Consider the following 19,233-nt stretch of genomic DNA (forward strand, 5'->3'; position numbering starts at 1 on the left):
GAAATTCCATGGAAGAAAATGACATCAAATCCTATCTTGACAGTCATGAAACCATTCAGTTCCAAGTGACGCGGGAAGAATTGGATGATCCAAAGAAGAGTGCCCGCTATTTTGCCCTGTTGGATTACTTTGGAGCCCATCCACAGGAAGCTGGGAAATTCTGCAGCCGTCTCCTTTTGGTCTTTCATCCAAGCTGCGGTACAGACTTATGGGAAAATGAAGCCGCCGCAGCCTTCGTCAAACGGCTTACTGCCTATCCCTATCTTTTCTTTCTTGCCGAAAAGGAAGGGGAGACCTTGAAGTTCCTGACGGCGCTTAGCTGCCGTAAGGGGGGGCTTGTCGGCGATAATCTTTCCCTTGATAAGGACCTTTTCAATGAACTTCTTCAAAAACAAATGAAGGGCATCCTTGTCATGAGCCAGGCGGCCCATTTTAGCCCGGAAAATGCCAAGAGCATCATGGACAGCGTCTTCACCTATTTCGGTATGGATAATTAGCTGTCACAAACTGTTCAAATCTGCGCCCTTTCTTTGACAAGAATTTGGGCTATACTTCTTCTTGTAGCAGGGATCACCCCTCCTTGCTGCAATCTTCCCCATCAAATCATCATAAACAACTTCCTTTCTGGAAAAGGCCTCCGCCGGAATCGGCAGGGGCCTTTTTCCGCAGGAGATTTTCTTCCTCTGCGTCCCATATCTTAGACCGAAATGAATCGAGGAAAACTTCTCTTTTCCCTATTGCTTAATAAAATAAATTATCGTGATAAATTAAATTCAGGAAAGAATGTGAATAATAGGGAATGATCTTATTTCATATTGATTTCATAAGGATTTATGTCATCCCTTTTGACTTGCGAGTCAAATTCACAAATAGTTCATTCTTTCTTTATTGCTTTTTAAGAAAGAATCTTATATACTGGGCATGTAGCAAGGATTACCCCTCCTTGCTGCAATCTTCCCCATCAAATCATCATAAACAACTTCCTTTCAAGAAAAGGCACCCGTTTCCCCGACGGGTGCTTTTTCTTGTGTCAGGAAGCTTTTTTTATTTTTCGGCAACGGCGTGACCTGGCGCATGACGGGTCCTTCGCCCGTCACAACACTCACAGGGAAGGGCGACGTCTACTTTGAAAACGGCGGTGACGCCCTGTGCATCGGCACGTTGGGGAATGATTCCCGGACTTTCTACATGGACCTTGACGGCGATGACGGCGTGAGCAGCGACATGCTCTATATCGGCGAAGAACCGGAAGCAGAGCAGAACCTCGTCGTCAAGAACCTTGCTGCGCTCGACAAGCAGGTGGAAGATGGCGAAGCCGTCCGCTTTGCTACCGCTAGAAATGGCAGAAATGCTTTCCGAGACGGCAAGACCGTGAGCTACACGACAAACGGCATCTACCGCGACGCCTTCAAAGTCGACTGCCGCGACGTGGCGGACGATCCCCAAGCGACTGACGAATACAACAAGGCCTACAACGGCGACACGTCGGATGGCATCCGGAAACCGACGACAGCGGACGTGGCTTCGATGTATCTTAGTGGCGAGAATTCGCAGAACGTGTATCTCGTCAAATCCATCGACAGCATCAACGACGGCGCGAAAACGCCGGCTAAATCCGATGAAATCGTTCTGCGCTACGTGGCGGATCTTGATACCTTCACCAAGCGTTCGGGCAATACGACATACTTCACGCCCGGCGCGGACCAGGGCGGTTGGATCCGCTTCGGGTACCGCAATCTCGGGGTCGACGGCATTGGCAAAGTAAACGGCAACACGTACGAACTGGGTTACACAAAGGTCCTGGACGACAAGGAGAACTACAAGCATCGCTTCAGCCTCTCTGGTGCCTGCGGCAAGGAAAGCGGAAGCTGGGAAGGTCTTGGCGGCTATGACTTTACGGACTCCCAGGGCATCCATGTGTCGGCGGACCATGATTGGAGCCTCATTGGCCGCGTCGGCTTTGACCTTGTAGATGAAATGGATAAGGAAAAGAACACCAAGCTATACCTGAAAGCAAGTCTTCTCCGCGAATTTATCGACGGTTATGATGTTGTGGCAGAAAGCCTCGCCCAAGGTGGGACTGTGGCTGGCACCTACCGTACGGCGGGCAGCCGCCGCGGGACTTGGGGGGTCATCGGTCTTGGTTACAGCACGGTCATTGGAAAGAACCAGACCTTCTATGTCGATGCCGAACGGTATGTGGGCAACGACTTTAGCCGGACCTACGATATCCGTGCTGGAATTAACTGGAAATTCTAAAAGTAAAAAGGCGGAGCGCAGGGGCGTTCCGCCTTTTTGCTTTTTCCAAAGGAGGGAAGAGGGGAAGCTCTTTTTTTGTAAAAAATATTTCAAAAAAGGGGTTGCATTTTATTTTATCTTTGCTATAATAATGACTGTTCCTTCCGGGATGGTGTAATGGTAGCACAGGAGATTCTGGATCTTCTTGTCTGGGTTCGAGTCCTAGTCCCGGAGCCATATGGAAGCTAAGCTGTCACTTTAGTGGCAGCTTTTTTGTTACAAAAATCATACTTGACAGGAACCCTACCATCCAATATGATGTATATACAACAAATGAAAGGAGGTTCCCATGGAAATCTGTCATTGCTGGCGCCTTAAACGGGCGGCTCACCATTTAAATGAATTCTATGACAAAGCCCTTGCGCCGTCGGGCGTCACCATCAGTCAGTATGGGATGCTCCGGGAAATCAACCAGCATGGAGGCTGCAGCGTCATGGATCTAGCCGGATATCTGGATCTGGAACGGTCCACGCTGACGCGCAGCTTAAAACCCCTCATGCAAAAAGGATTTGTTTCGGACTGCCGGGAATGTCACATGAGAAACTGCCGGCTTGTCCTGACAGCTGAAGGTCACAAGGCCTTTGAAGAGGCCCATCTGCTTTGGCAAAAAGCCCAGGCTGCTTATGAAGCGGCCTTGGGAACAGAGGGTGTAAGAACCCTGGAAACGCTGCTTTCCGCGATCCAGCAGGCAACCTGATTTTGTGATAAGGAGAAAACCATGAAAAAATATGATGTTATCCTCATTGGAACGGGCGCGGCCAATATCATCGCCGACGCGGCGCAGCTGGCCGGAAAGAAAGTGGCCCTTATTGAACGCGGTGCCTATGGTGGGACCTGCCTGAACAGGGGCTGCATTCCGACGAAGATCCTTGTGAGTGCGGCAAATGCTGTTCTTTCCATCAAAGAGGCCGCCCGCATTGGCGTCAAGGCAGAACAAGTAACGCTTGATTGGAAAACCGTTTCTCGCCGCCTGCAGGCTAAACTTTCCGAGAGCCCGGAAATCAAGACGTATTATGAAGCCTTTCCCAATGTGGATACCTTTGACGGAACGGCTTCCTTTACGGGGAAAAAGACCCTTTCCATTGCTATGAATGACGGTACGACGGAAGAACTGGAAGGGAAGATGATCGTTATCGGAACCGGGGGCAGGACCAATATTCCTAAGTTTCCTGGCTTTGAAGACGTAGGGTATATTACGTCCGAATCCTTCTTTACAGACGCCTTCCCTCAAAGGCCTTACAAGAGCCTGATCATTCTTGGCGGTGGTCCCATTGGCTGTGAATTTGCCCATATCTTTGACGCTGCAGGAACGGACGTGACCATCGTTCAGCATAATGTGCGCCTGCTTCCTAAAGAAGATGCCGATGTATCGACTTTTCTCCTGAAACAGTTCCAAAACCGCGGTCTTCATGTGGCCCTTAACAAGGAAACCCTTTCCGCCCGCATCGAAAATGGGGAAAAGGTTGTTGTCCTTGAAGACCGTGGAACTGGTGAGAAAACGGAAGTACGGGGAGAGGAAATCCTTGTCGCCCCGGGCATCCGTCCTATGACGGACCTGCTCCATCTGGAAAACACGGACGTCACGGTTGATAAACGGGGCTATATTGAAACCAATGAATTTCTCGAAACCGCGGCAGAAGGCATTTGGGCCATTGGCGACGTGAACGGGCGGGCCCCTTTCCGTCATAAGGCCAACTACGAAGCCGAAATCCTTGCGGACAATCTTTTTGGCACGGCGGCACCTGCTCATTGGCGCTGGGCTGAATATGGCGTTGTACCTGCCGTGACCTATACCTATCCAGAAGCGGCCCATGTGGGCCTGACAGCGGATGCGGCCCAAAAATTGGGATACCGTACAAAAGTGGCCGTGAATCACTTTTCTCACTCGGCGAAAGGATACGCCCTCGGGTATGAAGAGGGGGCTGATGACGATGGGTTCATTAAATTGGTCCTTGATGCTGATACGGGAAAAATCCTAGGGGCCCATATCATTGGCCCAGAAGCTTCCATCCTGATCCAGCCTTTCATTGATCTTATGAACAGCGGTACTCATGTCATTGCGCCGCTTCATCCGGAAATTGCGTCAGAAACGGTGAAACATCTGCGTGCCATGCCCCTTACAAGGATCCTTGACCCGCATAATGTCAGGACCCTCAATGAGACCATGACCCCTCATCCTTCCCTTAGTGAAGTGACCATGTGGACGCGGTATTATGTGATGCCTTAAGTATTTGATCGGCGCAATAATCGTGCCGATTCGATGAAGTTACGTGTCATCATTGGCTTTAAAAAGATATATCTGATGCTAATGATGGCATGTCCCGTCGCAAGAAGATACGTACCATAATCTCATTTCTAAGACGCCCGAAATATGCCTTCGTCGATCCCTTTTGAGTCAGCCCAAAAATCGGGCTGATTTGATGAAGTGTGTGAGGCCACTTTTTAAAAAGGTTTTGTGGAAACAATGGCCTCATGGCCTATCGTACGATGGACCGTCCCACGTTTGGGGGTAGCTTACGCCTGGGCGCTTCCTTTCCTAACCATGTGTCGTCACTTCCAGCACCCAGCTTATCAAAACGGAAGCTTTTTGCAATCTTCAGTCCATATGGACCCATCTACTTTGTCGCCCGCGCACCCAACCTCCTCAACGTACTGGCCTCTGGCCGCAAGGAAACTCACGCGTCGCCAATTTATTTTTGGTGGCGCCGCTTCGGAGAACCTCCACGCAACAGCTCCCGCGACGCTGCGCTAGCGGATTGCTGGCGACTCAGATCCACCGTCGTCGCTGAGGCCGGGGTCTCCTCGCAATTGGGCCCATCCGAGCCAAATTTACAAAAAAGCAAATGGAAGGTAATAAACGAAGGGAAAAGGAGGGGAATGGGGCTGATTTAAAGGTGCTGTGAGTTTATGAGTGGTGAGTTGTGAGAAAAACCACGAAGGTGCGGGACCAAACAGACTCTCTTCTTTTTCCCTTTTCCCCGCCAGCTGGTGATTTTCCTTGACAATCAGGGAAAAAGCGCCTATACTTACAAGGTACTAACAGTTTTGCTAGTCATGGCGCCATGGTCAAGCGGCTAAGACGTTGCCCTCTCAAGGCAAAATCACGAGTTCGATTCTCGTTGGCGCTACCAATTTGGAACAAGGCAGCTTCTGCTGCAGTTGAGACGCTCCTTGGGAGCGTCTTTTTTTTGTCTTGGAAAGGAGGGGCATGATGCGGGAAAAAGGGTTGGGACGGGTTTATGCAGTCCTTTTCATCCTGCTTTGGCTGATTTTTTTGGGTAGCCTTTTGACGGGCCTGATTCCTGTCAACGTCCAGCATCTTCTTATGGGCACACTCACGGACGAGGAAAAGACGGTCCTTACCGTCATTCGCCTGCCACGCTTTTGTTATGGGGCTCTCATTGGATCGGCCCTGGCAGCAAGCGGAGCCGCGCTTCAGGGAGTTTTTGGCAACCCTCTTGCAGACCCTGGACTTTTAGGTATTTCGAGCGGTGCTTCCCTGGGTGCTGTGCTTGTCCTTATCCTGAACCTAGCTGTCCTGTCACCGCTCATGGTCCCGTTGGGGGCTTTTATGGGTGCAGCCTTGATCTCTTTTTTTGTTGCCCTCTTGGGGCGCCGCTCCTTTAAGGCTTCCGTCACGTATCTTCTTTTGGGCGGCGTGGCAGTGAGCTTTTTTTGTGCGGCCCTTGTGTCAGGACTCCTTAGCTTTGCACCAGCGCCCATCATGCAGCAGTACTTCTTCTGGACCTTAGGGAGCCTCGGTACGGCTTCCCTCAAGGCATGGCCTCTTGCGGGGCTGATTCTTGTCCTTTTGCCCGGCGTCTTTATTTGGGGGCGGCCTCTGAATCTCTTATCTCTTGGTGGGGAGCAGGCAGCTGCCCTGGGACTTAATGTTGCGTTTTGGCGTAAGCTCATCCTTTTCTGGACGGCCCTTTTGACCAGCCTTGCTGTTTGTCTTGGCGGCAATATCGGTTTTGTTGGGCTCATCGTTCCCCATATGGGACGTTTTTTGAGCGGGGCCGACCACCATCGTCTCCTGCCTTTTGCCGCCCTGATTGGGGCTGTATTCCTCACGCTCTGTGACCTTATGGGGCGATGGATCCTTCCCGGCAGCGAGATCCGGACAGGAATCATAACTGCCCTTTTGGGCTCGCCCTATTTTCTCTATCTGCTTCATCAGAAGAAAGGGGCCTGATCCTTCTTTTTCTCTATGCCAAGTGCGGTGCCTGTGCTACAATAAAGAAAACTGGTTCTTACAGGATGATCCTTTTTCTGGAGGTTGATATGATGGAACGTTCAGTTTGGAAAAATCGTCTGGCATCCGCTGTCTTAGCAGGTGTCATGGGGCTTGGTCTTTCCTTTACAGCCCTTCCCATGCCTAGGGCCCATGCCGATGTGTTAGGTGCCATCCTTGCTGGGGTACAGGGCGTCGCGATTTATGGACAGGTTGATAAGGCCCTTAATTACTACAATAACACGGAAGAGGGACGGCAGAAACTTTTCTCGTCGTACAAGGAAAAATATGGCGTCAATTACGATGGTTATTTAAATGGTCAGCTTACGGACATGATGGGGCAGCTGACCAGCGCCATTGGGGCTGTAGATCCTACTATTCATCAAAAACCTTATCTTTATTTCATCAATAATGATAAATCTTTCAATGCGTTCTGCAGTATGGGCCATGTCATGAGCGTCAATACAGGGCTTTATTCCATGACGAGCAATCCTGATGAAATTGCCGTTGTCCTGCTTCATGAAATGGGGCATGGACAGAAGAACCATGTGGTCTCAAGTACGCGCAAAAAGATGCAGGTGGCCGTGGCAGCCGGCGTCGTAAGCGGCGCTGCGGGAAGCGGGATGGCGGATCTGGCCCTTAATATCCTTGTGAACCAGATTGATAATGTTCAGATTGGCAAAAGTGATGAATGGGAAGCTGATAACCTGGCACTGACCTATTTGCTTAACTCCAATTATAACCCGGGTGCGTCAGCCGCCATGTGGCAGCGAGTCATGGACCGGTCAAAGACGTATAAATCCAGTTTTGTTGGTGAAATCTTCTCGCCATCTGATCATCCGACCCATCAGCAGCGCCGCGATAATTATGCCAAGCGCCTGACTGATCTGTCCGGCGGCAACGTGACCATCGATGCGGATAAGGGCATGGTCAAAGTAGGGGGAAAGGATTTTGTCGCGCCTCATGCCTATGGCGATATGTCCGCAAAGGAACGCTCCTATTTTGTCATGGGCAACCTCGCCGCTGCTTTCCTGCATAAACAAAACCTTAAGGACGCTTCTTCTCAAGGCAGTACCGTATATTTGGGCAATCAGCCCATCATGGTCTCCGTAAATGGCGATCCAAGCGCGGCTGAACTTGCTCAGAAACTCAATGCAATCAAGAGCAGCAAGGAGAGCAAAGTCGCGTCTCGGGAGCTTAAGCTGCAGAAAAAAGCAGCCCCTAAAAAATAAAAGACGGTGAAAGGCCCTGTGCTTACGCGCAGGGCCTTTTTAGATGGCAGAATTGACGGAAGGGGAAGCTTATGCTAATATAAATGCGTGCACTTGCAAATAAATGCAGTGCTTCAAGAAACAGTCATCCAATTAAGGAGGGATATGAATGAGAAAAGAATTTGCTGTTAAACCCATTGCGCTTCCCCAGCCCGTCTTTATCATCGGAACCTATGACAAGGACGGGACGCCCAATGCGATGAACGCAGCTTGGGGCTGCCATAACGAAATGGACCAAATGATGTTTGCCCTCGCAAAAGGGCATAAGACGGTTAAGAATCTTTTGGAGACGAAAGCCTTTACTGTCAGCATGGGAACAGTGGAGCAGCTTGCTGCCTGTGACTATGTGGGCCTTGTAAGCGGCAGCAAGGAACCGCGGAAAGTGGAAAAGGCCGGCTTTCACGCGAAAAAAGCCCTTCACGTCAACGCCCCGTACTTTGAGGAACTGCCCATGACGCTTGAGTGCGAAGTCCTTTCCTATAACGAAGAAACGGAAATCCTTACAGGGCGGATTGTTGGCATTAGTGCTGATGAAAGCATCCTGACCGGGGAAAACATCGATCCAAAGAAACTGCGTCCTCTTGTCTTTGATATGGCTAACATGAAGTACCTTGTCGCCGAAGAGACGGTGGGAAATGCGTTTAGTGAGGGGAAGAAGTTATTTTAGTCAGCGCACAAATCGCGCTGATTTGATGGAGTTACGTGCTCCCATTGCCTTATAAAAATCTATGGTAACAATGGGACCATGACTTATCGTACGATGGACCGTCTCACGTTTGGGGATCGCTTACGCCTGGGCGCTTCCTTTCCTAACCATGTGTCATCACTTCCAGCGCCCAGCTTATGAAAGCGGAAGCTTTTTGCAATCTTCGGCCCATATGGGCCCATCTACTTTGCCGCCCGCGCCCCAACCTCCTCAACGTACCGGCCTCTGGCCGCAAGGAAACTCACGCGTCGCCGATTTGTTTTTGGCGGCGCCGCTTCGGAGAATCTTTGCGCAACAGCCCCCCCGCGTCGCTGCGCTAGCAGATTGCTGGCGTCTCAGGTTTGCCGTCGCCGGTGGAATCGGAGGCTCTTTGCAATTGGACCCATCTGAACTGAATTTGCAAAAAGCAAGTTGTACGACGTCGTCGTCAGCCTGCAGCTTTTTTCCTAGCATCTGAACCAATCTGAGCCCCATTCGAATCATGTAAATAGAAGAAAGACCAGAACGCCGGCACCAAACTGCCCCTTTTCATCCACCCCCCACCAAGCCTGCTTGGTGGATACCCCCGCCTTGGTAAGCTGGAACGGCATTCGCCGTCTCTAAGGCAAAAGATCAAATCAGTTAGTGCTGATAAGAAGAAAATACTTTTTGATTCCATGTTGCGAAAAATTTTAAGACCAAATAACAAAGAAAATTTTGTTGGACTAGCGAAGAAGCCTCAATCCGAAAACGCGCTTTGATTCGGTTTGAGGCTCTCTTTATATTCTTTTTCTTTAGGTACAATGCTGGATGCATCGTACCGTCCTTCATGCGGTCTTTTGCCTTAGAACTCGACTCGTAGAGTCGATCCGCCTCGCCAGGACGGGGGACCGAAAACCGCATATTGCCTCATTATAATGAGGCAGGCGTGCCCTTTCGGTGGTGGATGAGGAGCGCAGCGACGTTTCTTTATGAGCGCTAGCGAGGAACATCACATGATGGTCTAAAACCGCTGCAGATGGAGCAAATTTGCTCCATTGTCGGTTGCGGGACCGTGTTATCGTGTGATTTAATCCGTGCCGGCCCATCATTGCAACGGGTTTTTCGACCGTGTCCATGACCTTCCTCCTCGTTGTGGCCCGCATCTGGCCCCTTTCGGCCATTCCTGACACGTACTTTACGAGCGAAAAGGCCACTGTTCCTAAAGAAGAGGGAAGCCGCCTCGAGCGGGCTTGGAAGCTCGGCCTTGAAACGGCTGCGGCCCAGCCCCCTGTTTTGAAACTCTGCACGGATAACCTCATGAGCGGTCTCAAGATGGCCTTTGGCGTCATTCCTTCCATTACGTCCATTGGGCTCTTGGGCCTCTTCCTTGCGGAATTTACACCCATCTTTGATTATTTCGGCTATCTCTTCGTTCCTTTCTTCAAACTCTTCGGTGTGTCCCAAGCGGTCCTTGCCGGTAAGGCAGCGGCCTTGAGCCTTCCGGAAATGTTCCTGCCGGCCATTCTCATCAAGGGGTCGGGGACCATGCTTTTGAAGTTCGTCATCGCTGTGGTCAGCATTTCCGCAATCCTTTTTTCTCAGCCAGCATCCCCTGCATCATGGGGACGGATATTCCGCTCAAGATGCGGGACATTGTCATCATCTGGTTCGAACGGGTGGTCTTTTCCATCATCATCACGATCTCCATTGCCATGTTCTTGGGGCTGCCTGATTAATAGTGTACGCTAATTAAAAGTCCTATCCTTTTCTGCTATCGGGAGGGGTGGGACTTCTTTTTGAGTAAAAACAAGGCTGTATGCACCTTGCCGCCTCTTTTCCGGATTTCTGAAAAAGAGGGTTGAATATGCGTCATAATGGTGATATAGTGTATACTAAATTGAGACAATGTTTTCAAGTTTTGCTGAAAAGGAGCCCAACATGGATAAATCAAATGCTTATTTGCTGTGGTTTGAACAACTGGAAAGAAAAGACGTCGACATTGTCGGCGGCAAATCCTCTTCTCTTGGGGAAATGACGTCCAAGACCGATGTTCCTGTGCCGTATGGCTTTGCTACGACGGCCCATGCTTATCGGTATTTCATTGACCAGACGGGCCTGCGCGAAAAGATGCGCAGCATCCTTGCGGAACTGACGGATGTGGAAAATAGTGAACTTCTCTCCTCGGTCTGCGTGCGCCTGCGCGGAGCCATCATGGAACAGGAAATGCCCCAGGATCTTCAGGATGCCATCCGCAGAGCCTATGAAGAGCTGGCTCACAAGATGAATGAAGATGAACCCTATGTAGCCGTTCGTTCCAGTGCCACGGCTGAAGACCTGCCTGACGCCAGCTTTGCCGGCCAGCAGGATACGTATCTTAATGTCCATGGTGCCGATCAGGTCATCCGCAAGGTCAAGGAATGTTACGCTTCCTGCTTTACGGACCGCGCTGTCTACTATCGGGAAAAACAGGGTTATGACCATCTGTCCCTTGCTCTTTCTGCAGTTGTCCAGATGATGGTCTTTTCCAAAGCCGCCGGCGTTATGTTCACGGTAAATGTGGCTAACGGTGATGACAAGAACATCATGATCGAAGGGGCCTACGGCCTTGGTGAATATGTGGTTGGCGGCATTGTAACGCCGGACAGCTACGTCGTTTCCAAAGACGAAATGAAGCTCATTTCAGTATCGGTCAATGAACAGGATAAGATGCTCATCCGCAAGCCCGGCGGCGATACCATGGAAGTGCCTGTTCCTGAAGCAGACCGCAGGAAACAGACCCTGACAAACGCACAGATCCTGGAACTTGCAGGATACGCCAAAAAGATTGAAGCCCATTATGGCTGTTATATGGATATGGAATGGGGCATTGATGAAAGGGATGGCAAGATCTGGATTCTTCAGGCTCGTCCGGAAACTGTTTGGTCCCGCCGCAACAAGGAAAAGAAGAACGAAGAAGAACAGACGGCCGGATCCATGGAAGGGGCCAAGGTTCTTTTGAAGGGCCTTCCCGCAAGCCCGGGTCAGGGCTATGGCAAAGCCCATGTCATCCGCGACCCGAAGGATATTGACGAATTCAAGGATGGAGAAATCCTCGTTACGGAAATGACGGCTCCGGACTGGGTGCCTGCCATGAAAAAGGCACAGGCCATTGTCACGGACAGTGGCGGCATGACCTGCCATGCTTCCATTGTCAGCCGCGAACTGGGTATCCCCTGCATCGTTGGCACCAAATCCCGCGGTGAAGCGGCTACGGAAGTCCTCAAAGGCGGCGAAGAAATCACGGTCGATGCGTCAAACGGCGTTGTTTTTGCAGGCAACCTTCAGGTAAAGAAGGCGGAAGCTGCCGCCGCGCCGGCGCAAGCTGCTGCTGTTGTGGAAACCTTCCCTGTAACGGGAACCAAGATCTACATGAATTTGGGTGATCCGTCCCTTGCCGATAAATACGCCAGCCTGCCCTGCGACGGCATTGGCCTCATGCGTGAGGAATTCATCTGGACGACCTATATCCATGAACATCCGCTTTATCTTCTGAAGACGGGTCATCCGGAAAAGGTTGTCGAAGCCCTTGCCGAAGGGTTCCGCAAGGTGGCTCAGGCCATGGCTCCGCGCCCTGTTACCCTGCGCTTCAGCGATTTCAAGTCCAGCGAATACCGCGACCTTAAGGGTGGGGAAGAATTTGAACCCCATGAACCGAGTGCCCTCCTTGGCTGGAGAGGGGCTTCCCGTTACTACGATCCGAAATACATGGCTGCTTTTCGTCTGGAAGTCCAGGCGGTCCGCAAGGTTCGTGAAGAATACGGCCTCAAGAACCTCAACGTCATGATTCCTTTCTGCCGCACCGTGGACGAATGTGCCAAGGTCGTATCCATCATGGAAGAAGAAGGACTCCATCGCGGACCGGACTTCAAGGTCTGGCTCATGGCGGAAATCCCGGCAAATATCATCCTTGCCGACAAATTTAATCAATATGTCGACGGCTATTCCATCGGTTCCAACGACCTTACGATGCTGACGTTGGGCTGTGACCGTGACAACGATGTCATTTCCCACCTTTTTGATGAACGCAATCTGGCTGTACGCCGCGCGGTACGCCACCTTATCGAAGTGGCCCACCGGGATGGCAAGACGGTCTCCCTCTGTGGGCAGGCTGCCAGCGTCTATCCGGAATTTGCCGAATTCCTTGTGGAAAGCGGCATTGATAGTATGTCTGTCAACCCTGACGCTGTGAAATTCACGAAAAAGATGGTGGCCCAGGTCGAGCAGCGGATCATCCTTGATAAACTGACGGGCCGCGGTCGCAATAAGAACGACGAAGAACTGGCTTGGTAATAGTCCCTGCAGGAAAGGCTGCTGCCGTGCGGCAGCAGCCTTTTCCTGCAAGAGGGAAGAATGCAGGGAAATGTTCTTGACGGATGCACGAAAATTAGGTACGCTTTTTTCGTAATGTGGAAGAAAGGGGGTGAATCCCATTCCACTAAGTGATAGACAGAAAAAAATTGCCGAGATTGTTCGCCGGAGCGGCCCCATTACGGGAACGGAAATTGCCGGAGAACTAGGTCTTACGCGGGCCGCCCTGCGCAGTGACCTTGCCATCCTCACCATGGGCGGGATTCTTGATGCCCGGCCTCGCGTTGGCTATTTCTACACGGGGAAAAGCACCTTGGGTATGCTGGTGGAGGAATTGTCTTCCATTACAATCGAGGATATCATGAGTGTCCCCATTGTCGTCAGTGCCAGCAAAAGTGCCTATGATGCTGTTGTCACCATGTTTTTGGAAGATGTAGGAACCCTCTTTGTTGTGGATGGAAAGGGATGCCTTTTTGGGGTCATTTCCCGTAAGGATCTTCTCAAGGCGTCGCTCAGCCAAGGCGCGGACCTACATAATCTGCCCCTTGCAATGGTCATGACGGGGCTATCCAAGATTGTCCTTTCTAAGCCCCATGAACCAGCTGCTGCGGCGGCTAGACGTCTTATCGAAAGGGAAGTGGACTGCTTGCCCGTAGTTCTTCCTTTTGACGAAAAAAAGGGCAAATGGAAACTCGTCGGACGCGTCTCCAAGACCAATATGACGAGACTTCTGGCAGAACTTGCCGAAGGAAAGGGAGGGACCTATCATAGCTAATCAACCCATCATCTATGCCATTTCCGACTCCATTGGGGAGACCAGTGAATCGGTTGTCCGTGCTACAACAAGCCAGTTTGTGCAGGAAAAGTTTGATATCATCCGTGTGCCCTATGTCAACAGCATTGAACAGATTGATAAGATTGTCCAAGAAGCAAAGGAATCCAATGCGGTTATCTGCTATACCATCGTATCTCCGGAAATCAGGGCCGAAGTCGCCCGCAAGACCCAGGAACTGAATGTGACTGCCGTTGATATCTTGGGGCCGGTCCTGACGGCCATTGAAAAGACCAGCGGGCTTACACCAAAAAATCAGCCTGGCCTCATCCATGCCTTGGATCATGAATATTTCAAACGCGTTGCCGCCGTGGAATTTGCCATCAAGTATGATGACGGGAAAAATCCTTGGGGCCTTACGAAAGCGGACCTTGTCATCATTGGGGTATCCCGTACTTCGAAGACGCCCCTTTCCATGTATCTTGCCAATAAGCAGCTCAAAGTGGCCAACGTTCCCCTTGTGCCGGAGATTCCGCCGCCTGAGGAACTTTTCAAGGTCCCGAATAACCGCATCATTGGTCTTCTCATCGATCCACACAAGCTCAATGAGATCCGTATTGCCCGTCTTAAGGCGATGGGGCTTGGGGATACAGCAAACTATGCGGACCTGCGTCGTATTGAAGAGGAACTCGATTATGCGCGAGCCATTATGCAGCGGCTCCACTGTATGATCATCAATGTTTCGAATCGGGCCATTGAAGAAACGGCAAGTCTCATTTTGGAGTATCTGCGCAAAAACTTTGATTTTGAATATTAAAAAACTGGGGAAAAGCGTTCAGGCTTTTCCCCGGTTTTTCGATTTACTGTACGATTTTCTTCGTCTTAACATTATAGGTAAGCGTGTCCTTTTCAACGCGATCCCCGGTCTTATGATTTACGTAGACCGCATCTCCCGTAAAGGTGGCAAGTTTCGTCTCCCAGTCAAAACGCCCCTGCTGGGCCCGGATGTCCGCATCTCCTTCTTCAAAGATGACGGGGCCTTCTACCTCGGCCGAATGATCACTATGCCGGACGATGGTGGATGTTCCCCGAAAGGTAATGTCTCCATCGACGAGGCTGATGTTTCCCCAAGCCCGTACTTCGTTGGTAAGGAGCGAAACTTCAGCTCGGTCAGCCGTAATGGTGCGGTTCCCTGTTTTTACGGCGACATGGCCGGAAAGACGGTAAGTCAGCGTATCAGGATCAAATTCCTGATGATCATACGTAATTTCTGGTGCTGCTGACGCCAAAGGAGCAGAAAGAAAAGTCATAAGAAGACAACAGCATAAGAAAATTTTTTTCAGCATCGGCGACGCCTCCTCAAGAAAAAGTCCAGCAGAAAAATGGCTTTTCCACGATTCTTCCATAAAAAATAACACTTAATTATACGCTATCTTGAAGAAAATTTCATTACAAAAAAGGGAATTCGTCACTTGTGTAGAATAAGATAAATAGCGAAGGAAAATTGAGGGAAGGCGTCTGCGGAGGTTTTCCCTTATTTTTATGATAGACAAGGGACTTTTTTAGGAAAGGCGGTGACGGTATGGGAGATCTCAAGGAAAAATATGAGAGCTTCAAGGAACAGGTCCGTCAGGCCGCTGATATTGTGAGCGTTGTTTCCGAAACGGTGGACCTCAAGAAAAAAGGCCGCCGTTTCTGGGGATGCTGCCCTTTCCACTCGGAAAAAACGCCTTCTTTTACCGTGAATCCAGAAAAGGGCTTTTTTCACTGCTTTGGCTGCGGCGCCGGCGGTGATGTCTTCACCTTCGTCATGAAGCGGGACCACGTTTCCTTTGTTGAGGCGGAACGGATCCTAGCCAATAAGTACGGAATTCCCATTCCGGAACCTGAAAAGACGGCTGAGGAAATCCGTCGGGAGCAGGAGGAAAAAGAAATCGTCGGGACCAATGAGCTGGCAGCCCGGTTCTTCCATGCGTGCCTGACAAAGACTCAATACGGAAAGGAAGGATTGACATATCTTGCCAGCCGCGGCATTGGTATGGATATTGTCGAGTCCTTTGAGTTGGGGCTTGCTCCACCGGATGCCCAGACCTTTCATAAGGCCCTTGAAAAGAGAGGAATCCCTGAAAAGACGCTCCTTAAGGCCGGGCTTATAGGCCAGTCCGATTCCGGTCGGATCTATGACAAATTCCGTGAGCGAATCATGATCCCCATCAAGAACCCTCGGGGGAAAGTCGTTGGCTTTACGGGCCGCATCCTGCGCAAGGAGGCTTCGCCGGCCAAATACATGAATACACCGGAGACAAGCTGGTTCCATAAAGGACGCCTGCTCTTTGGGATGGACCGGGCGCTTCCGAGCATCAGGAAGCGGCGCCAGGCACTCATTGTCGAAGGCCATATGGATGCCATCAGTCTCCATGCGGCAGGTATCACTTGGGCTGTGGCGTCCATGGGAACGGCCTTCACGGAATATCAGGCGAAGCTTCTAAAGCGCGTCACACCGGAAGTCATCTTCTGCTTTGACAGCGATAACGCCGGACGCAATGCAGCCATGCGGTCCATTCCCATTGCCCTTGCCGTGGGCCTTGAATGCCGCGTCATGCACGTTACAGACGGCAAGGACCCCGATGAATTCATCCGCAAGGACGGGCAGGAAGCCTTCCTTTCCCTCTTGGACCAGGCCAAGGGCGGCATTGATTACGAAGTCGACACGGTGCTCTCCCGAAGCGATGTAACGACTCTTTCAGGAAAGGTGGGGGCCGTTTCGGAAATCCTGCCCTTTTTCAAGGACTGCCGCTCTGATGTGGAAGTGGGTGAACGTATCCGCGATCTTTCAAGGCGCCTTGTCCTTGATGAGGGTGAAATCCGGAGTGAGTACCAAAAGCTTGTCCGCCCCAATGGGAGCGGACGCCCCTTCAATCCCGAATGGCTGCTGCAAAAGAAGGTTGCAATCAAAAGCCCGACCCAACAGGCTGAGCGGGGCGTGCTCTATGCACTTCTCATGGGCTTGGAAATCGATCCTGATCAGGCAGGTTTTGCTCATACGGATGCGTTTTCAACCGCTGCAAGACGGGCCATCTTTACCTCTTATTGTGCTCGCAAGGGAGCCGGCACTTTTCATGATGGACGGGACCTTTTTGAGGATGTAAATGAAGAAGGAGCCGCGGAACTATCGACCATCCTTGCTTCGTCAATCCCTCAAGAAACGCTCCCAGAAGTGCTCCGGGACTGTCTTTTCCGGCTGCAGACAGCAACGCTTGAAAAAGAATATGAACGGCACAGTGAACTGGCCCAGCGCTATGAAAAAGAAGGTAATGAAAAATTTTTAGAGGAATTACAGGAATGCCGACGAATAAGAATGGAGATACGAAATTTAAGAAGTGCGGTACCCACCCGGTGACCGCAGTACTTTTGATGATGAGGGGAAGGAGGGAACGTTCAAATGACTGATCAAAAAATAAAGGAGCTGGAAACTAAAAAGGTGAAGGAAACCAAAGAAACCGAAAAGAAACCGGCTGCAAAGAAGAAGACGGCGGCTAAATCGTCCGCTAAATCAGCCACGGCTAAAACAAAGACCAGTGGTAAGAAAGCTGCTCCCAAGAAAGATGCAGCGCCGCAAAAGACCACCGCTGAGTGGATTACTGAATTCGAAGCCTTGGCAAAAAAGAATTCAGGCGTTCTCACTTATAAGGAAATCCAGGATCGCATGCAGAATACAGATTCCATTTCCGTTGATGAAATGGATGAAATTTATTCAAAACTGGCAGAAAAGAATATCGAAGTTGTTGATGACCATGCCGAAGAGGAAGAACCGGAAAACATGGACGATGAGGAACTGACCATTGAAGAGTCGGAACTGTCCAACCTGTCTGTCCCAGAAGGGGTCATCGTCGATGATCCTGTCCGTATGTATCTTAAGGAAATCGGCCGCGTGCCCCTGCTTTCAGGAAATGATGAAATCAAGCTGGCTAAACGGACCGATAAAGGCAATCAGGCCGCCGTCATTTTGGACGGTCAGTCCCCGGAAGTTGAACGGGAACCTGTCAATAAGCGCCTGAGCGCGGCGAAGCTCCTCGATACGATCGAGCAATACCTCAAGGAAGAGGAAATTTGGTGTGACAGCAGGACTGTATCCATCGTCTATCGCTTTATCCTAGCGGAAACGCAGGATAATCCAAGCCTTGATGAAGCAGCTATTGAAGCCTACAGCCCGGCCTTTACCGTAGATGAACGCAAGCGCCTGCAGCGGCTGCTTCTTGAAAAAGGGTATCATCTGACCCGTTCGCCCAAGACTGGCAGCGGAGATGAGGAAGTGGACGACAAGTCTTATCTGCCTGAGCTCTATGATCTGTTTGCCGCTGTTTCTGAAAAAGTTGAAACAAAACCGGACGAATCACTGAGCATCCGTCTTGAAGAGGACCGTAAGCGTTTTAACCGTGTCCTGCATCGGGCCGCTATGTGCGGTGAAAAAGCGAAGAAGGCCCTTTCGGAAGCCAACCTGCGGCTTGTTGTCTCCATTGCCAAACGGTATGTAGGCCGTGGCATGCTTTTCCTTGATTTGATCCAAGAGGGCAACCTGGGCCTCATTAAGGCTGTTGAAAAATTTGACTATAATAAGGGATTCAAGTTCAGTACCTATGCTACTTGGTGGATCCGTCAGGCCATTACCCGTGCCATCGCTGACCAGGCCCGTACAATTCGTATTCCTGTACATATGGTTGAAACCATCAATAAACTGGTTCGCGTTTCCCGCCAGCTCCTGCAGGAACTGGGCCGTGAACCGACTCCGGAAGAAATCGCCCAGGAAATGGATGTGCCTGTTGAACGGGTCCGGGAAATCCAGAAGATCGCCCAGGAACCGGTTTCCCTTGAAACGCCGATTGGCGAAGAAGAAGATTCCCATCTGGGAGACTTTATTGAGGATCAAGAAGCTCCCTCACCAGCAGAAGCCGCTTCCTATACATTGCTTCAGGAACAGCTGGGAAAAGTCCTTCAGGAGCATTTGAGCCCCCGCGAACGGCGTGTCCTCGAATTGCGCTTTGGTCTTCTCGATGGACGTACGCGTACCCTCGAAGAAGTCGGTCAGTACTTTGGTGTGACCCGTGAACGGATTCGTCAGATCGAAGCCAAGGCCCTGCGCAAGCTGAGAAGTCCGAAACGGAGCAAACCCCTCAAGGAATTCCTCGAGTAAGAAACGTTGACAGCGCATCTTTTTCTGGGGTATAATTCCTACATTGGGCCTATAGCTCAGCGGTAGAGCCCCCGGCTCATAACCGGTTGGTCCTAGGTTCGAATCCTAGTGGGCCCACCAACTGTATAACTTGCAAGCCTCCTGTCCATGGACAGGAGGCTTGATCTTTTAGGGAGCAAAAGAACGGCGTTCCCGTTTTTTCGGGTTCTTTGTCAAATTTTGGGGTGCTAAAGTGTCTATGCACTCCTGGAGAGGACATGCACTGAATACAGTGCGTGTCCTTTTTCGTTGCGTGTGTTAATGTACAAGATCCTATTACGAAAGCGCTCAAAATTGCGCAGACCAAATGAGACACGTTTTAACACCTTGATTTTATTGTTGCAGCCTTCAGTAAAGCCGTTGGAGTAAGGATATATAAGGGCGCTCCTAATTTCTTCGTACCAATAGGTAAAG

Annotated in this window: 15 protein-coding genes and 3 tRNA genes; 16 read left to right on the plus strand and 2 right to left on the minus strand. The window is 50.7% G+C overall.

Annotation, left to right across the window (positions count from 1 at the left end; translation table 11 throughout):
• Positions 1-8 precede the first annotated feature (8 nt).
• From H503_RS0107520 to H503_RS0107590, 13 genes are all read left to right on the plus strand, one after another.
• Entirely contained in the window at positions 9-497 is a 489-nt protein-coding gene (locus H503_RS0107520) for a hypothetical protein (protein ID WP_014129071.1), read from the plus strand.
• A gap of 577 nt (positions 498-1,074) precedes the next feature.
• Positions 1,075-2,259 (plus strand): autotransporter outer membrane beta-barrel domain-containing protein, encoded by a 1,185-nt coding sequence (locus H503_RS0107525; protein WP_014129070.1) that lies wholly within the window; start codon positions 1,075-1,077, stop codon positions 2,257-2,259.
• Positions 2,260-2,401: 142 nt separating this feature from the next.
• Positions 2,402-2,475: transfer RNA gene (locus H503_RS0107530), tRNA-Gln, on the plus strand.
• 112 nt (positions 2,476-2,587) lie between these two features.
• Complete coding sequence (locus H503_RS0107535; protein WP_009015404.1) at positions 2,588-2,995, plus strand: MarR family winged helix-turn-helix transcriptional regulator; 408 nt, start codon at positions 2,588-2,590, stop codon at positions 2,993-2,995.
• A gap of 21 nt (positions 2,996-3,016) precedes the next feature.
• The gene (locus tag H503_RS0107540; RefSeq protein ID WP_009015403.1) at positions 3,017-4,525 is read left to right on the plus strand and encodes a dihydrolipoyl dehydrogenase family protein; all 1,509 of its coding nucleotides are present in this window, start codon (positions 3,017-3,019) and stop codon (positions 4,523-4,525) included.
• Positions 4,526-5,354: 829 nt separating this feature from the next.
• Positions 5,355-5,429: transfer RNA gene (locus H503_RS0107545), tRNA-Glu, on the plus strand.
• Positions 5,430-5,506: 77 nt separating this feature from the next.
• Entirely contained in the window at positions 5,507-6,493 is a 987-nt protein-coding gene (locus tag H503_RS0107550; protein ID WP_026385648.1) for a FecCD family ABC transporter permease, read from the plus strand.
• 89 nt (positions 6,494-6,582) lie between these two features.
• Positions 6,583-7,764, plus strand: coding sequence for a M48 family metallopeptidase (locus tag H503_RS0107555; protein ID WP_016459985.1), 1,182 nt, complete (start codon positions 6,583-6,585; stop codon positions 7,762-7,764).
• 148 nt (positions 7,765-7,912) lie between these two features.
• Positions 7,913-8,470, plus strand: coding sequence for a flavin reductase family protein (locus H503_RS0107560; protein WP_009015400.1), 558 nt, complete (start codon positions 7,913-7,915; stop codon positions 8,468-8,470).
• A gap of 1,134 nt (positions 8,471-9,604) precedes the next feature.
• Positions 9,605-10,219, plus strand: coding sequence for a hypothetical protein (locus H503_RS0107575; protein WP_022227114.1), 615 nt, complete (start codon positions 9,605-9,607; stop codon positions 10,217-10,219).
• A 189-nt stretch (positions 10,220-10,408) separates the two neighbouring features.
• Positions 10,409-12,799 (plus strand): phosphoenolpyruvate synthase, encoded by a 2,391-nt coding sequence (ppsA, locus tag H503_RS0107580; protein WP_026385650.1) that lies wholly within the window; start codon positions 10,409-10,411, stop codon positions 12,797-12,799.
• A gap of 130 nt (positions 12,800-12,929) precedes the next feature.
• Positions 12,930-13,592 carry a transcriptional regulator CcpN gene (gene ccpN / locus H503_RS0107585; protein ID WP_009015397.1) on the plus strand — a complete coding sequence of 221 codons (663 nt, stop codon included), beginning with the start codon at positions 12,930-12,932 and terminating at the stop codon, positions 13,590-13,592.
• Complete coding sequence (locus H503_RS0107590) at positions 13,558-14,406, plus strand: pyruvate, water dikinase regulatory protein (protein ID WP_009015396.1); 849 nt, start codon at positions 13,558-13,560, stop codon at positions 14,404-14,406. Before ccpN ends, H503_RS0107590 begins: the two co-directional genes overlap by 35 nt.
• Positions 14,407-14,449: 43 nt before the next feature.
• Here the strand turns inward: H503_RS0107590 and H503_RS0107595 are convergent, their stop codons facing one another.
• Positions 14,450-14,935 (minus strand): LptA/OstA family protein, encoded by a 486-nt coding sequence (locus H503_RS0107595; protein ID WP_009015395.1) that lies wholly within the window; start codon positions 14,933-14,935, stop codon positions 14,450-14,452.
• Between the two features lie 236 nt (positions 14,936-15,171).
• On the opposite strand from H503_RS0107595, the gene dnaG reads away from it, so the two are divergent.
• The 3 genes from dnaG (at position 15,172) to H503_RS0107610 (ending at position 18,900) form a co-directional block, all read left to right on the plus strand.
• Positions 15,172-16,989, plus strand: a complete 1,818-nt coding sequence (gene dnaG / locus H503_RS0107600) for a DNA primase (RefSeq protein WP_009015394.1) — start codon at positions 15,172-15,174, stop codon at positions 16,987-16,989.
• A gap of 42 nt (positions 16,990-17,031) precedes the next feature.
• Positions 17,032-18,780 carry an RNA polymerase sigma factor RpoD gene (gene rpoD, locus H503_RS12885; protein WP_009015393.1) on the plus strand — a complete coding sequence of 583 codons (1,749 nt, stop codon included), beginning with the start codon at positions 17,032-17,034 and terminating at the stop codon, positions 18,778-18,780.
• Positions 18,781-18,825: 45 nt separating this feature from the next.
• A tRNA-Ile gene (locus H503_RS0107610) sits at positions 18,826-18,900 on the plus strand.
• A gap of 116 nt (positions 18,901-19,016) precedes the next feature.
• Here the strand turns inward: H503_RS0107610 and H503_RS12265 are convergent.
• On the minus strand, positions 19,017-19,233 hold a 217-nt coding region (locus H503_RS12265), incomplete at its 5' end, for a transposase (protein ID WP_162141336.1).

Source organism: Acidaminococcus intestini DSM 21505, assembly GCF_000425045.1.
GTDB classification, from domain to species: domain Bacteria; phylum Bacillota; class Negativicutes; order Acidaminococcales; family Acidaminococcaceae; genus Acidaminococcus; species Acidaminococcus intestini.